This window comes from Exobacillus caeni, from assembly GCF_005747095.1.
GTDB lineage: Bacteria > Bacillota > Bacilli > Bacillales > Guptibacillaceae > Exobacillus > Exobacillus caeni.
Genome location: NZ_SWLG01000018.1, coordinates 1 through 15,236, shown reverse-complemented (window position 1 = coordinate 15,236; position 15,236 = coordinate 1). Strand labels below are relative to the sequence as shown.

The window sequence follows — 15,236 nt, the reverse complement described above, 5'->3', positions numbered from 1 at the left end:
CCTGCACAAAAACAATAAACATCCTCACAACAGCGCCTTATTTTGATAAAATGAAAAGAAGGAAAAAGGGTGATGTAAATGAATTATAGGGAAGCGCTTCTTTTATTTTGCCTTAACCAAATAAATGGACAGCGTACGATAAATGGCTTATATCATTTGCTGCAAGGCAAAAAATCGTCCCAAACAATTCAGGACGGTAAATTGTTTGGCGTTTCGTTTCTATTTGGAACCTGCAAACATATAAATCGGAAAGAGTTTTTAGAGACTGTCACCCGTTTACATAACGAGCGGTTTATAATTAAAAAGTCAGAAGACACATTCCTTGTAAGCGAACCTGGAGTGAAAATAATGGAAGGGATACTAAGAAAGTATCCTTTTCCAGATCACCTTGATGGCTGGGCGTATCAGTCCAGGGCGGATCTTTTCTGGAAGCGGCTATCTCTGTACGTCCAAAGTTTATCCCATTTGCTAAAGGGAGACAGTAATTTTCTTCCGGTGAACAGGGAAGACAACATCCAATACTGGATCAAGAAAAATTTTCCCATGGAGCAAAACGAACGTGAAGCATGGGCGAACAACCTTTACAACGAAATACTTTCCCTCTTAAATGATTTAACTGAGAACGAGTCAACACTTTTTACATACCGTTTAAGCGGATTCCACCGAGTCGGATTAACAATTAACCAGGCTGCTGGAAGAATTGGTGTCGACAGTGACTTTGCTAATCTCTTGTTTAAAGGTATTCTCCATTATATTATGAAGAGGTTGCAAGAAAATGAACAAAAATACCCTTTTTTGAGTGTTTTTGTAAAAGATTTAGAAGTCTTATTACCCTTGACTGACTCTGCGAGGAAAACTTTTTCCATGCTTGGAAAAAACAGGACAATCAAGGAGATCGCCGGGTATAGACGCCTAAAAGAAAGCACCATTGAAGACCATATTGTAGAAATCGCAATGAATGTGCCAGAGTTTACCATCGATTCCTTTGTAGCACCATTTGAACAGGAAGAGATATTGGAAATCAGCAAACAATTGAGAACTAAAAGGCTAAAGCCTATAAAAACAGCACTGGAAGATCGGTTGAGTTACTTTCAGATAAGGTTAGTGCTGGTAAAAGAAGGTTAATGAAAATGAATTTGCAAAGATTGCTTCAAAAGCATTTTGGATTTTCCACTTTCAGGAAAGGACAGCAAGAAATTATTAATGACGTCGTCCAAGGCAAGAATGTTCTGGCAATGCTTCCTACTGGTACAGGAAAATCGATATGTTATCAACTTCCTGGCTATATTTTACCCGGGATTATTCTGGTTGTTTCACCGCTTCTTTCATTGATGGAGGACCAGGTCCAGCAGTTGAAAAGCAACGGGGAAAAAAGAGCGTTGGCTTTAAACAGCTTTTTAAGCTTGTCTGAAAGAAAAACTGCACTGTCAAATTTGGCTCAATATAAATACATTTACGTTTCTCCTGAGATTTTGCAGCATCCAATCATTCAGAAGAAGTTAAGAGATGCGGGAGTATCGCTGTTTGTGATAGATGAAGCCCACTGCATTTCTCAATGGGGACATGAGTTCCGAACGGATTATTTAAAGCTTTCAGGAGTACGTGAGATACTAGGAAATCCTCCCTGTCTCGCTCTTACAGCCACTGCAACTGAAGCTGTTAGAAAGGATATATTAAGCCAGCTTCAGTTGGATGATGCAGAGAGTCATATTTACGGGATCGACCGAAGCAATATTGCAATAAAAGTAGAAGAACACCAGTCCGTTGAGGAAAAAGTCACTGCTTTGTTGGACTATTCAAGTAAGCTTAAAGGGCCGGGAATCGTATATTTTTCCAGCCGGGTATGGGCTGAAAGAATGGCAGCCCTGATTGAGGAGCAGAAAGTAGGCAGGGTTGCTTTTTATCATGCCGGAATGGAAATGGAAGACCGCTTGCTAATTCAAAAACAGTTTATTAATGATGAAATTGATCTGATTTGCAGCACAAATGCATTTGGAATGGGCATCAATAAACCGAATGTTAGGTATGTCATCCATTTTCATTTTCCGGGGACGATTGAGGCTTACTTACAAGAGATAGGAAGGGCAGGGAGAGACGGCGCCGAAAGCCTTGCAGTATTGCTTTATACAAAAGAGGACTATCAGTTGCCAGCTATGTTAATGCAGCAGGAAGTACCCGAGGATAAACAAGTGTCAGGCGTTTTGGACTATTTGTTTAGCATGGGGGGGAACCAACTGACACCAGAAGCAGAAAAGTCGATGATCCAGGCTGTTGGATTATCAGAAGTAGCTTGGGGTTTCCTTGCGTTCCACCTTGGTAAAAGGGGGGTTATAATGGAAGATAACTTCATCAAGCCTTTTGATTTAAAAAGCACTTTCGCATCGCTTAAAGGAATAATAGAAGAACGGACAAGAGTGAAACTGAACAGATTGTATGAAATGAACAGATGGCTTGAACGGGAAGGATGCAGGCGGCAAAATTATTTGGGCCACTTTGATCAGTGTTTGGAAGAAACGCCGGAACATTGTTGTGACTATTGCGGCATCACCCTTTCTAAGTATGAAAAAAGAGACGAATTGAATAGGACACGTTTACAAGAAAAATTTTTATGGAAAAAAGAGTTAACAAGACTTTTTCATCAAAGCGAGGAAGTTGGTATTGAAGAATAGACAGGCCATACAAATAAAAAATATTTCTGATAAAGAGTTGATCTGGAACCTTTATCTGACCCAGGGCATCATTCTGCTGGCTTCCTTTTTGATAGGGATTTTTCTGTTTCAAAGCTGGGAAGAATTCACTGGAATTTTCCAATGGGATCCTTCAGCAATTTTTCTATACGGCGGTGGGGCAGGAATAGTTGTTGTATGCTTCGATCTGTTTTTAATGAAAGTACTGCCTGAGAAAGCACTGGATGATGGTGGGATAAACGAGAGGATTTTTTCATCCATACCGATCCCCCATATTTTTGTTGTTACATTAATCATTTCAGTGAGCGAGGAGCTATTGTTTCGAGGAGTATTGCAAACAAATTTCGGTATTATTGCTGCGAGTTTATTATTTGCTATCTTTCATATCCGTTATTTATCAAAAATAATTTTATTTGTCACAGTGGTAGGCCTAAGTTTCTTTCTCGGTTGGGTGTATCTTGTGACAGAAAATTTATTGGCCACGATTTTTAGCCATTTTACAATTGATTTTATTTTAGGGTGTCTTATAAGGCTGAAGCATTATAATAAACCTTTTGACAGCAATTAAGGAGGCAGCTCAATTGGATAAAAAATCATCTTTGCCATCAAGGAAAGAATATCAACAAAGAAAGAAGCAGAAAAACAACAGAAAGAAAAATTCCCGACGCGCAAACTTTTTAGTTATCCGTCTGCTGCTAGTTATCTTCCTTTTAATCGTCGTTGCAATGTTAAGCTACCCGCTTTATCAAAGCTAGTTTTTCCTTGTCTATCCTGTCAGTTAGCTTTTCTTCGGAAAGCTTTATTTTATAGTGTTTCAAATCCGCTACTATCGGTACCGTATCAAATGTGGCTGGGAAAAAGTATTTTGGCCAAAAGGAAATCCGAACTATGATCCAAAATCTTCAATCAGATTTTGAATTGGTTCGGATTTTTTTACTTCCAGCTCAGGCAGAATACTTAGCCTTCTGCGGAAAGCGATATACTGCTGTTAGGTGTTCGTTTCGACTAACGGATGATGGACACAGGTTAGATAAAAATCCTGGTTTTATGTTTTTTTAAAGTTGCATAACATGAAATCAGGGGGCGATGAATATGGATGGGCTGCAAACCTGGAAACTTAAACAATCAAATTTATCAGAAGTTACGATTGTGATGTTGGAAAAGCTGGTGGAAAGAAAACAAGAAGAGCAAAAATACAAGAAATCGACCAGAAGCTATGGACTCATATTGCTTGCTTACCTGTTTAGCGCAGCGCTTTATTATTACTTTGTTCTACTTCAGGGTGATGGGTTGCTTAACATAGACTACTGGATGGGTTTAATGGGGAAAGTTATATTCTGGCCGTTGCTGGCTATTTTAATCGCGGTATTAGTCCTAATGCATACTGCACAACGAAAGTTAAAGAAAGCAGAAGATGATTATGAGTCGCTAAGAGCAGAGATTATTGACCGTTGTGAAGAACTGTGGCAGGGAGAAGACCTCTGGGAAAGGCGTGGGACTGTTTTCGATTTCCTCCAGCAAAATTATGATATAAACCTCTACCATAAATAAATGGGATTATCTTTGCTCTGGACAACCGAAAAACAAATAGTGCTCCAATGGGAAGTTAAATCCATTGACGCTAAGTTCACATTCTGTAAACGCTTCGATTCTTCCAAAGGCAACTGTGTTGTTAGATTTTGGGCAATATACTTCTACAGGCATTCCAAGACGACGATTGTAATTTAAATCTTCATCAATTAACAACGATTTTGTTTTTAGCTTGTTGATCACTTTATCATCATCTCCATAGAAGTTTTTAAGTTAGGTTAATTATAAAATAAATTTACTGAAAATTCAACTAACTTTGAGCGCGGATTTTTGCTGTTTTTATTTTCCGATGGTATTTGTCATTGCCTTTTTGCATTTATTATGGGGAAGGCGAATCCGGTGTTTCTGCGTTCTTCTGAAGGGGGTAAAGAAGTTTATTCAACAAAATTTTACAATAAAAAAGGATTATCTCCTGGCTATGTTGTATTTTATAAGTGTATCCAATTAAACGGGGTGATGGTAATGTTTGTGAAAAGTACAATGAAACCGAAACACGAAACAATTTATGTAGAAACGACTACTTCTCTTGAAGAAACGCTGGAAAAACTTACTGAAAATAATATTGATGGGGTTCCGGTTTTAAAAGGCGATGAATACATAGGAACGGTAACCTATAACAGAATTTATAAAGCATTCTTTGAAAGCGGAAAAGAAAAGGATGATTTCTTGAAAAATACAGCGGCAGGAGATATCGCTGCTCGCCAGGATTTATTTATCGATGAAGATGAAGTTTTTGAAAATACCTTGCTTTTAGTAAAAGATTCTCCGATTGTACCTGTATTGAATGAAAACAAAAAATTTATAGGGATACTTACAAGAGCCGACGTACTTGATCAGTTCCAGAGTGCATTCGGCATGCGTAAATCAGGGGTAAGGATAGCTTTCGCTTCTTCTGAGGCTGAAGGAAGAATTGCAAAGCTGGCAAAAATTGCAAAACAGTTTCATGAGAACATTATCTCACTAGTAACTTTCGATGAATCAGGAAGAAATGTTAGGCGGATCGTAATGAAGATCGAGAAAAATGAAAACATCGACCGCTTTGTTTCTAAGCTTGAGCAAAACGGGTTCAAAATATTAGATATTAAAGAAGATTAATTAAACATTTTTTACAACCTTCTCTTCATACAACAGTAAGGGGAGGTTTTTTTTATGCTTGTAGACATTGTGCGAATAGGAATTGGTTTTATCAGCTTATATATAGTGCTGCTCAGCATTTCGTACAGCACTTTTCAACTTTATGACCTGATTTTAAACCCGATAAAATACGGTGTTTGCGCTTTGTTGTTTATACTGGGGTTTACATCTTTCTCCAGAACGTTGAATGCGTTAATTCTTTTTCTATATTCACTCATTAAGAAAAAAGCTCTGGCACCGCTCAGTTATATAGCAGAATTTGTGTTATCTGTCGTTTTTTTTATCATTTTGTTTAGAGCGGATCTTTATATGGCGCTTATTTCTTTGGTTTTTGTGATAGCTTATAGTATGATGTCTTTTGAGTTGAGAGATCTTTCAAACAGCGAGCATTACAGGAGGCAAAAGATGTGATTATTAATACAATAATAATTTTATTTTTAACAGCAAATTTCATGCTGCTTTATATGATATATGAAGCTTTTCGAAATAAAGTAGTCGAAAAAGACCTGCACCTTCAAGGATTTCCATCAGCCTTTAACGGATTAAGGCTGTATTTTATTTCTGATATACACTGGCGTAAAGTCAGTTTATCTATGGTTGAGCAGTTGAAAGGAAAAGTTGACCTGATGGTAATCGGCGGAGATCTCGCCGAAAAGCGAGTCCCGTACGAGAGAATTGAGCATAACCTGAGACTTCTTGCTTCGGTTGCCCCGGTTTTTTTTGTATGGGGAAATAACGATTACGAGCTTGATGTTCAAAAGCTAGATGCATGTATAAGAGGTGCGGGAATCAGGCAATTAGTGAATGAAACGGTTTGTTTTAAAAAAAACGGCGACAATTTGTTGTTTGTTGGAGTGGATGACCATACTCAAGATAGAGACAGGCTTGATCAAGCGCTTAAGGGCACCGGGGAAGGGTACAGGATCCTTTTGACTCATAATCCGGATATTATACAAAACATAAAAACCAAACATCAAATCGGTTTAATATTAAGCGGCCACACCCATGGAGGGCAAATAAGGATTTTCGGTTGGGGCTTGAGAGAAAAAGGCGGAATTAAACAGGTTGGAGAATCTGTATTAGTAATTAGTAACGGCTATGGAACAACAACGTTGCCTCTAAGGCTCGGTGCCCCTGCTGAAACGCATCTTTTCACTTTGTATTCAAAAACTTCTGCATAAAAAAGGTAAGCAAAGGTTATACAAATTTTACACGGTTCAGACCTTTCGCTATACTTAAAGAAAACGGTATGGTTGGAGGTATTCTCATGGCCAGCGGAGAAGGGAAATATAATATTAAAGCAGTGTCTAAAATTCTTGGCATACAGCCGGGAACATTACGGGCATGGGAAAGAAGATATAAAATCATTTCGCCGAAAAGAAATGAAGCGGGACATCGCTTGTATACAGATGAACATGTTGCTGTTTTAAGATGGTTATTGGACAAGATAGATAAAGGTTTCACGATCAGCCAGGCGATCGACCTTTTAGAAAGCGGAGACAATACGTTCGAAAGTTTCATAGCGACAGAAGATAAGGACCGAGCCGGAATGCTTGCAGATGAAATGCTCTCAGTTCTATTAAGGTTTGATGAAAAAAAAGCCCAGGAATTATTAAATCAGGCATTCGCTTTATTCAGTATCGAGAAAGTCGTGCTTGATATCCTGGCAAACCTGCTTGTAAAAGTAGGGCATATGTGGGAAAACAATAAAATAACGGTTGCGCATGAACACTTTACGTCGGCTTTCTTAAGGTCAAGGATCGGAATGATCTTCCACACTCTTCCGGTAGATGGGCATTTGCCAAAAGTTGTGGCAGTTTGCGGGCCAGAAGAAGAACATGAACTAGGGCTGCTTATTTTTACGTTATATTTACGAAGAAAAGGATTTGAAGTGATATATCTTGGTTCAGGAATCCCAAAAGAGGATATATCGGTCGTAATTGAAGAAACTAATCCAACAATCCTTTTCTTATCATGCACGCTTGTCACAAACCTGCCTGAAACCTTATCCTTAGTCGATGAGTTAAAAAATGTTTTTCCTGATTTGAAAGTCGGCCTTGGAGGTTCTGCAGTGATCAAAATGCCTCAAGAGAATAGACAAGCCTTTGAGGATATCCTTGTTGGGACAACAAGGGAAGAGTGGGATAGCTGGTTAAAAGAGAAACTTTCCAGATAGTCCCAGTGATCACGAAAATAGGCTTGTGTACAAAAAGCAGACGGTGTAAACTAATCAATAATGCATTAATCAAGAACCATCTATTTCTTTAACTCATATAGTGTAATAAGATTAACGGGACTGATGGTAGGGGGGAACGCGATGCGTCTTGAGCGTTTAACATATAATAAAATTAAAATCTTTTTAACATACGATGATTTGAATGAGCGGGGTATTACCAAGGAAGAAATGTGGCAGGATATACCGAAAGTTCACCAGCTTTTTCGCGAAATGATCATGGAGGCAGATGATGAACTTGGATTCAAAGTGGATGGCCCCATTGCTGTCGAAGTGTTTGCTTTACCTGCTCAAGGGATGGTTGTAATCGTTACAAAGGGTAGCAATGAGTATGAGCTTGATGATGAAGAATATGATGACGATTATATCGAGATGCAAGTAACCCTGGACGAAAGCGATGAAGTATTTTATGAATTTCAGACTTTTGAAGATATCATAAGCCTGGCAAAACGCCTGTTTGATCTTGAGATTTACAAAGGAACCCTTTATTCATTTGATGGGCGGTTCTATTTGAAGTTTGATGAATCAGAATATGAATCTTTTGAATTGGATTCCTTGATCGCTCTTCTTGCAGAATTCGGGAACCCATCCACCATTACCAGCTACAGGGTAATAGAGTATGGTAAGACATTAATGGAAAGTAATGCAATAGAACAATTGCATCATTATTTTTACGGTAAGTAAAAGACCTCCCCTCACAATGGGAGGTCTTTTGCTGTTCTAGATTAAGGTCGAAGAATCTGTAATACCTTCTCTGCTCCATGCAAGAACATAGTATTCTTTGTTGTTAAACTTGTTAAAAGGCTTTTTATCTAAGTTCTTAAACACTCTTTCAACCGAAAGATGCTGTGTTCGATGTGCGAGAAGTGCCTTTCTCACAGTATCCATTTGTTGCTGGCTGAAAGATTTGGCAACAGAAATATTTTCATCAGGATCTGAAAATGGAGGGTTGCCATTTTTGGCTGCTACAGATTCAGGGAAAGTTGCGTAATACAATTTTTCAACTTTATTGGTAGAACCGGTTACAGCTTGATAGGTAGCCTTCTGGATCGCCTTGTGATCGGCATGGCCAGATAGTCCGTGCGGAGGAAACGTAACGACAACCTCTGGATGAAATTCAGCAATCAATTTAGAAACTTCACCAGCAATCTCTTCTACAGGAATGGAAGTTAATTTTCCATCCTGAAATTTTCCTATTATAGCATGATCCACACCGAGAATCCCTGTGGCTTTCTTGAACTCATCGGTTCGAACATCCGCTAGTTCCTCTTTAGTACAAATAGGAGGGTTACCGCATTTACCTGCATCGCCAGGTGTAGCACTGTAGACAATGGTTTGAACGTCCTGCATTTCTGCAAACTCTGTGAGCGTGCCTCCAACCGTAAATGTTTCATCATCAGGATGAGCAAAAACAAACAAAATCGTTTTCATCTTTTGTCTCCTCGTATATAATATTCTGTCATGTTAAACCGAATATTTTAAGTATATCGTTAATGGAAAGGTTTTTTCAAAAATGGTGTTCAGGAACTAATAATTTTAACAAATAAGGAAGCAAAAAGATGGTATGATGAAAAAGGTTTTGTTTTGTTCCAAAAGGAAATACAACGAATATACTGTTTTACATAAAATTGAGGCCATAGGAGTGAAGTAAGGAATGAAAGTTGCAGTTTTATACGGAGGAACATCAGCAGAAAGGGAAGTTTCTTTATCAAGCGGTAAAGGAATTATCGAAGCTTTAAACAAAAAAGGGCATGAAGTAGTGGGCATTGATTTTCATCCTGAGAGATTATCAGAACTCCTCTCACTTGAAGTTGATATTATTTTCATCGGCCTTCATGGCCGATTTGGTGAAGATGGAAGAATTCAGGGTATGCTGGATATGCTAAACATTCCCTACGTTGGATCCGGGGTACTCGGATCAGCGATTGCGATGGATAAAGCAAAGTCAAAGAAAATCCTGGAACATAGCGGCATAAGGATGGCAAAGGACTGTGTCGTTTCCAGCCATGATTATAATGATGAAACATTTGAACTTCCTATTGAATTGCCTGTAGTCGTAAAACCGAACCGCGAAGGGTCTACGATCGGATTAACAGTTGCTCAAACAATGCAAGACGTTAAAGACGGAGTAAAAGAAGCGTTTCGGTTTGACGATGTTGTCATTATAGAGGAATTTATTGAAGGGAAAGAAGTAACGGTTGCAGTGATGGGTGAAAAAGGAAACGTAAAGGCGATGCCGGTTGTGGAAATTGTTCCCAAGAACAGATACTACGATTATGAATCAAAATACGCACCGGGCGGAAGTGAGCATTTTGTGCCGGCACGAATCGATGAAATAGTGTCAAAACAGTTGCAGGAGCATGCTGTATTAGCACATGAATGGCTGGGTTGTGAAACGTATTCCCGAGTTGATTTTATTATTCCCAAAGATGGAACCCATCCTGTTTTCCTTGAAGTGAATACGTTGCCAGGTATGACTCCGACAAGTTTGTTCCCTGATGCTGCAAGAGCAACGGGACTTTCATATGAAGATATGATCGAGCAATTGGTTACACTTGGACTTAAAAAGTAGTTGATGTTTATCTTCCTCGCTTTGTGGAAAGGACGAAGTGAGGAATTTTTCATCCGAAAGAAATATTGTGTGTCTTATTCGTTAGATTAGACCATAATAAAGGATGGAAAACAGGTGCATATATCAGAAAATTCCGCCTTTCAGCCCTTGAAACAGCTCGTTAGTAAGCGTTTTCATTTTTATGGGACATTTTGCTTAAAACTTAACTTTAATACCTTCTCATCCGAAGACTAAACGTGTATACTATGTTTTGTAAAGGAAGCCAATACTACAATAGAATTTAAGTTAACAATACTAAAAAGAATTCTATAAAGAAACTGGTCAAGGCAATTGCAATGGGAGGTAAACAAATGGTCGACAAAAACGAATCAGGAAATGAACAAGGTTTAAAGAAAAAAAGAAATGTTTTAGAGTCGACGCAAGAGGTTATACATGACGCGTTGGACAAATTAGGATATCCACAAGAGGTTTATGAACTTTTAAAAGAACCTATGAGACTGATGACCGTTCGTATTCCTGTGCGAATGGATGATGGCTCTATTAAAATCTTTACGGGATACCGTGCCCAACATAATGACGCTGTAGGACCGACAAAAGGTGGGGTGCGCTTTCACCCCGATGTTACCGAGACTGAAGTAAAAGCTTTATCCGTATGGATGAGTTTGAAAGCCGGAATTGTTGATCTGCCATATGGCGGAGGTAAAGGCGGTATTATTTGCGATCCAAGGGAAATGTCGTTTAGAGAACTTGAAAGACTTAGCCGTGGGTATGTACGCGCAATAAGCCAAATTGTAGGCCCGACCAAAGATATTCCTGCTCCGGACGTCTTTACTAACTCTCAAATTATGGCATGGATGATGGATGAATACAGCCGGATCCGTGAGTTTGATTCTCCTGGTTTTATAACAGGGAAACCGTTAGTCCTTGGAGGTTCTCACGGCCGTGAATCTGCCACTGCTAAAGGTGTAACAATCTGCATACGGGAAGCGGCCAAAAAGAAAGGTATTGATATTCAGGGAGCAAGAGTGGTGGTGCAAGGATTTGGTAATGCTGGAAGCTTTTTATCTAAATTCATGCATGACGCTGGTGCCAAAGTAGTGGGTATTTCAGATGCTTATGGCGCGCTTTATGACCCGGAAGGCCTGGATATTGATTATTTGTTAGACAGGCGAGACAGCTTTGGTACAGTTACTAAGCTGTTTAAAGATACAATTACGAACAAAGAGCTTCTTGAACTTGACTGTGATATTTTAGTTCCAGCAGCAATTGAGAACCAGATTACAGAAGATAATGCCAATAATATAAAAGCATCTATTGTAGTAGAAGCTGCAAATGGCCCAACAACGATAGAGGGAACAAAGATTTTAACAGACCGAGGCATTTTGCTTGTTCCAGACGTTCTGGCAAGCTCTGGCGGTGTAACGGTCTCTTACTTCGAGTGGGTGCAAAACAATCAGGGTTATTACTGGACGGAAGAGGAAGTAGAAGAAAAACTCGAAAAAGTAATGGTAAACGCTTTTGACACTGTTTATCGTACTGCTGATAGCCGCAAGATCGATATGCGTTTATCTGCTTATATGGTCGGTGTAAGAAAAATGGCAGAGGCATCCCGATTTAGAGGTTGGATTTAGTGTACTAAATATTTGCAGACCGATTTGAAAATCCCTATCATAAATAGATAGGGATTTTATTTTTTGCTATGTTAATGAATAATGTTTTGCATTTTTATTATCATAGAAAATTTGACAAGAAGCGATGCCTCTTTGCACTTCAAAAAATGGGAAACCCAGGTGTCATGTAAGAATTCGGGACGCTAACAGAGCCCGCTTTTATAATTTGCCAACAGTTCCTCTTTATAACTTTCTACTTTACAAATGAGCAGATGAAGGGGAATCCACATAAAATGCCGTAGGAGTGAATGTCATGAAAGAAGATATCATCATTATCGGGGGTGGACCCTGTGGAATGTCCGCTGCAATTGAATTACAGAACAAAGGATTTAACCCACTCGTCATAGAGAAAGGAAATGTAGTGAACGCCATTTTTAACTATCCGACCCACCAAACATTTTTCAGCTCGAGCCATAAGCTGGAAATTGGGGATGTGCCATTTATAATCGAGGAACGCAAACCGAAACGCAATCAAGCGCTGGCTTATTATCGGGATGTGGCAAAAAGAAAAAATCTTCGGGTGAATGCTTTTGAAAAAGCAATGAAAGTGGTTAAAGAAGAGGACGGAACTTTTGTCGTCCATACGAAAAAGGAAAGTGACCATGCTTCATACTGCTATGAAACAAATTATTTAGTAATTGCCACTGGATATTATGATCATCCTAACTTAATGGATGTGCCGGGAGAAAATTCGGATAAAGTTTTTCATTATTTTAAGGAGGCCCATCCGTTCTTTGATAAAGATGTAGTCGTGATCGGTGGAAAAAATTCTGCCGTAGACGCAACACTTGAGCTGGAAAAAGCAGGTGCACGGGTTACGGTTCTTTATCGGGGAAGTGAATATTCCAAAAGTGTAAAACCATGGATTTTGCCTGAGTTCGATGCACTTGTCAGAAATGGCAAAGTTAAGATGGAATTTAATGCAACTATAGCAAGGATAACCGAAAGCGAAGTTACTTATAACGTTAACGGGGAACAGAAAACCATTAAGAATGATTTTGTCTTTGCGATGACAGGTTATCACCCGGATCATTCTTTTCTCTCTAAGATGGGGATAAAAATAAATGATGGAACGGGAAGGCCCCACTATGATGAAATTACGATGGAAACAAATGTCGAAAATATTTTTATTGCAGGAGTTATTGCTGCAGGAAACAATGCAAATGAGATATTTATTGAGAACGGGAGGTTCCATGGGAAGAGCATCGCAGAAACAATAGCTAAACGGGAAAGCAAAAAAACTATCGAGTAAAAACTCGATAGTTTTTTGTTTCAAAGAGAAGATAAAGACTCATATGTTAAAAAGCGTTTGCAATTCTTTAGTGTCAGAGGTTTGCTCAAGTGTAACCATTAACTTTAACCTGGCCTTTTGTCCGTTTAGTCCGTTTGAGAAGATAACGCCAAGTTCCTTTAAATGTTTACCGCCGCCTTCGTAGCCATATATATCCTGTACCATACCGTTGAAACAGCGAGAAACGAGAACAATGGGAATACCCTTTGCAATTAATTTTTTAATTGCTGGGACAGTTTTTGGAGGGAGGTTCCCCTGTCCAAGTGCTTCTATGACCAGGCCATCGATTCCTATCTCCCCGACGCCTTCAATCAATTCCTCTTGCATACCTGCGTATGCTTTTAGCAATACAACTTTTTTAGAAAGCTTTTCGATATGATAACGGTCACGTTCGATCGGTCTGTGATGAAACTGCACGCCCCGCTTTGTAACGATACCGATTGGGCCGTATTGCGGGCTTTGGAATGTTGCTATATTGCTAGTATGGGTTTTGGTTACGTTTTTTGCAGTATGTATTTCATCATTTAAAACAACAAGTACTCCCTTTCCTACTGCAAGATCGCTTGTTGCCACTTTGATGGATGAGATTAAGTTATAAGGTCCATCGCTTCCTAGTTCGTTGCTTGAACGCATGGCTCCTGTAACAACGATAGGGATTTCTTTTTGAAACAATAGATCAAGCAGGTATGCTGTTTCTTCAAGCGTGTCAGTACCGTGGGTGATTACTATTCCGTCATAGCCTTCATTCTCCACCTTTTCTTCTACCCTGTTCAACAGCTTAAACATAAGTTCTGGTGTCATATGAGGAGAAGGCAAGTTTAAATAATCATCGATCGATATATCTACCGTGTTTATTAAATCCTTTATCGTTACGTTTAAAGGGTTTTCATAACCCGGTTTGACAGCCCCTGTTTCCCGGTCCTCTGACATTGCAATCGTTCCGCCAGTATGCAGAACTAATACTTTTTTCATATCATCACCTCAGTCTATTCCACTCTAGTTGTTCCCAATAACACATTAACATGATACGATTAAAAAAAATAGTTTTAAAAAGCCTTTCTTACTATCAGGTTCTTTTCTGCAGCATTGTTGTTGGTTGGGAAACGCTTACTGAAGAAGTTGATTGGAACGGAAATCAACCACCTCCTTACACTTAAATAGTGTCAATCTGATAACAGCCTACTACTATTAGACCATTTTGAATAAAGGTATTTTCTCCTGTATAGAAAAGAGGAAGTGTTATGGTCGCAATTATATCAGCGGGAATTGCTCCTGGTATTGCACTTCTGTGTTATTTTTATTTAAAAGACCAGTATGAGTCAGAACCGATCGGTATGGTATTGCGAAGCTTTATTTTTGGAGCTTTGCTCGTTTTTCCGGTAATGGTAATCCAATATGGTTTCACAGAAGAAAAAGTATTTGTTTCAGATCTTGCTGAAGCGTATGTAATGTCAGGTTTTCTGGAAGAATTCCTTAAATGGTTCATTTTGTATTTTACTGTATATATGCATTTTGAATTTAATGAGTTCTACGATGGCATCGTTTATGCGGTTGCTATCTCACTTGGTTTTGCATCTGTGGAGAATGTATTCTTCCTGATTGCAACAGGCATTGACCAGGCGCTTGGCCGAGCGTTGCTGCCAGTTTCAAGCCACGCGCTTTATGGCGTTATAATGGGATCCTATTTAGGTAGAGCTAAGATGGATTTAGGAAAAAAGAAGGGCCGCTGGATTTTATTATCATTGCTTTTTCCGATTGTTCTCCACGGAACATATGACTTTATTTTACTAACTGTTGACCGTTTTTGGATTTATTTAGTTCCGTTTATGCTTGTACTATGGGCGATTGGATTGCGAAAGGTTAAGGTAGCCAATTTAAACCAGGCAAAGGTTTTGAAGGATCAAGAAAGTATTCATTTTGAAAAAAAAGAAATTTAAACAATCAGAACCGCATTCTTTGCGGTTCTTTTTGTGCGACGGGCAGTCGCAAAGGGTGTTGCCGCAGGCAACACCCTTTCACTCTGTTTCTGGACAGAGACGACACCGAGGTGTAACGACTG

17 protein-coding genes are annotated in these 15,236 nt (G+C 39.1%); 14 read left to right on the top strand and 3 right to left on the bottom strand.

Annotation, left to right across the window (positions count from 1 at the left end; all coding sequences use genetic code 11):
* The first annotated feature begins 78 nt into the window (after positions 1-78).
* The 5 genes from FCL54_RS19205 to FCL54_RS19190 all read left to right on the top strand — a co-directional run bounded on the left by FCL54_RS19205 (position 79) and on the right by FCL54_RS19190 (position 4,238).
* Positions 79-1,125 carry a YpbB family protein gene (locus FCL54_RS19205; RefSeq protein WP_138128556.1) on the top strand — a complete coding sequence of 349 codons (1,047 nt, stop codon included), beginning with the start codon at positions 79-81 and terminating at the stop codon, positions 1,123-1,125.
* Between the two features lie 5 nt (positions 1,126-1,130).
* A complete protein-coding gene (locus tag FCL54_RS19200) occupies positions 1,131-2,669 on the top strand; it encodes a RecQ family ATP-dependent DNA helicase (protein WP_138128555.1) in 1,539 nt (512 codons plus the stop codon).
* Positions 2,659-3,255: a CPBP family intramembrane glutamic endopeptidase gene (locus FCL54_RS19195; protein WP_138128554.1), complete on the top strand. Its 597-nt coding sequence runs from the start codon at positions 2,659-2,661 to the stop codon at positions 3,253-3,255. Before FCL54_RS19200 ends, FCL54_RS19195 begins: the two co-directional genes overlap by 11 nt.
* Positions 3,256-3,268: 13 nt before the next feature.
* Entirely contained in the window at positions 3,269-3,442 is a 174-nt protein-coding gene (locus FCL54_RS24140; RefSeq protein ID WP_171016933.1) for a hypothetical protein, read from the top strand.
* A 337-nt stretch (positions 3,443-3,779) separates the two neighbouring features.
* Positions 3,780-4,238: a DUF2663 family protein gene (locus FCL54_RS19190; RefSeq protein ID WP_171016932.1), complete on the top strand. Its 459-nt coding sequence runs from the start codon at positions 3,780-3,782 to the stop codon at positions 4,236-4,238.
* A 6-nt stretch (positions 4,239-4,244) separates the two neighbouring features.
* Here the strand turns inward: FCL54_RS19190 and FCL54_RS19185 are convergent, their stop codons facing one another.
* On the bottom strand, positions 4,245-4,460 hold the full coding sequence (locus tag FCL54_RS19185) for a hypothetical protein (RefSeq protein ID WP_138128552.1): 216 nt from the start codon (positions 4,458-4,460) through the stop codon (positions 4,245-4,247).
* A gap of 156 nt (positions 4,461-4,616) precedes the next feature.
* Here FCL54_RS19185 and FCL54_RS19180 point away from each other — a divergent pair, with 156 nt between their 5' ends.
* From FCL54_RS19180 to FCL54_RS19160, 5 genes are all read left to right on the top strand, one after another.
* Positions 4,617-5,372 (top strand): CBS domain-containing protein, encoded by a 756-nt coding sequence (locus tag FCL54_RS19180; protein WP_342773907.1) that lies wholly within the window; start codon positions 4,617-4,619, stop codon positions 5,370-5,372.
* Between the two features lie 54 nt (positions 5,373-5,426).
* Positions 5,427-5,822 carry a hypothetical protein gene (locus FCL54_RS19175; RefSeq protein ID WP_138128551.1) on the top strand — a complete coding sequence of 132 codons (396 nt, stop codon included), beginning with the start codon at positions 5,427-5,429 and terminating at the stop codon, positions 5,820-5,822.
* The gene (locus tag FCL54_RS19170) at positions 5,819-6,592 is read left to right on the top strand and encodes a metallophosphoesterase (RefSeq protein ID WP_342773906.1); all 774 of its coding nucleotides are present in this window, start codon (positions 5,819-5,821) and stop codon (positions 6,590-6,592) included. Before FCL54_RS19175 ends, FCL54_RS19170 begins: the two co-directional genes overlap by 4 nt.
* Before the next feature lie 86 nt (positions 6,593-6,678).
* Complete coding sequence (locus FCL54_RS19165; protein ID WP_138128550.1) at positions 6,679-7,587, top strand: MerR family transcriptional regulator; 909 nt, start codon at positions 6,679-6,681, stop codon at positions 7,585-7,587.
* A gap of 141 nt (positions 7,588-7,728) precedes the next feature.
* Entirely contained in the window at positions 7,729-8,328 is a 600-nt protein-coding gene (locus FCL54_RS19160) for a genetic competence negative regulator (protein ID WP_138128549.1), read from the top strand.
* A gap of 36 nt (positions 8,329-8,364) precedes the next feature.
* On the opposite strand, the gene FCL54_RS19155 is transcribed toward FCL54_RS19160, so the two are convergent.
* Complete coding sequence (locus FCL54_RS19155; RefSeq protein WP_138128548.1) at positions 8,365-9,075, bottom strand: PIG-L deacetylase family protein; 711 nt, start codon at positions 9,073-9,075, stop codon at positions 8,365-8,367.
* 223 nt (positions 9,076-9,298) lie between these two features.
* Here FCL54_RS19155 and FCL54_RS19150 point away from each other — a divergent pair, with 223 nt between their 5' ends.
* The 3 genes from FCL54_RS19150 to FCL54_RS19140 all read left to right on the top strand — a co-directional run bounded on the left by FCL54_RS19150 (position 9,299) and on the right by FCL54_RS19140 (position 13,138).
* On the top strand, positions 9,299-10,216 hold the full coding sequence (locus FCL54_RS19150; RefSeq protein WP_138128547.1) for a D-alanine--D-alanine ligase family protein: 918 nt from the start codon (positions 9,299-9,301) through the stop codon (positions 10,214-10,216).
* Between the two features lie 350 nt (positions 10,217-10,566).
* Positions 10,567-11,847, top strand: coding sequence for a Glu/Leu/Phe/Val family dehydrogenase (locus FCL54_RS19145; protein WP_138128546.1), 1,281 nt, complete (start codon positions 10,567-10,569; stop codon positions 11,845-11,847).
* Between the two features lie 292 nt (positions 11,848-12,139).
* Positions 12,140-13,138, top strand: coding sequence for a YpdA family putative bacillithiol disulfide reductase (locus FCL54_RS19140; protein ID WP_138128545.1), 999 nt, complete (start codon positions 12,140-12,142; stop codon positions 13,136-13,138).
* 39 nt (positions 13,139-13,177) lie between these two features.
* Here FCL54_RS19140 and FCL54_RS19135 read toward each other — a convergent pair whose 3' ends face one another.
* On the bottom strand, positions 13,178-14,149 hold the full coding sequence (locus FCL54_RS19135) for an asparaginase (protein WP_138128544.1): 972 nt from the start codon (positions 14,147-14,149) through the stop codon (positions 13,178-13,180).
* A gap of 269 nt (positions 14,150-14,418) precedes the next feature.
* Between FCL54_RS19135 and prsW the strand changes: the two genes are divergently transcribed.
* A complete protein-coding gene (prsW, locus tag FCL54_RS19130) occupies positions 14,419-15,114 on the top strand; it encodes a glutamic-type intramembrane protease PrsW (protein ID WP_138128543.1) in 696 nt (231 codons plus the stop codon).
* The last annotated feature ends 122 nt before the right edge of the window (positions 15,115-15,236 follow it).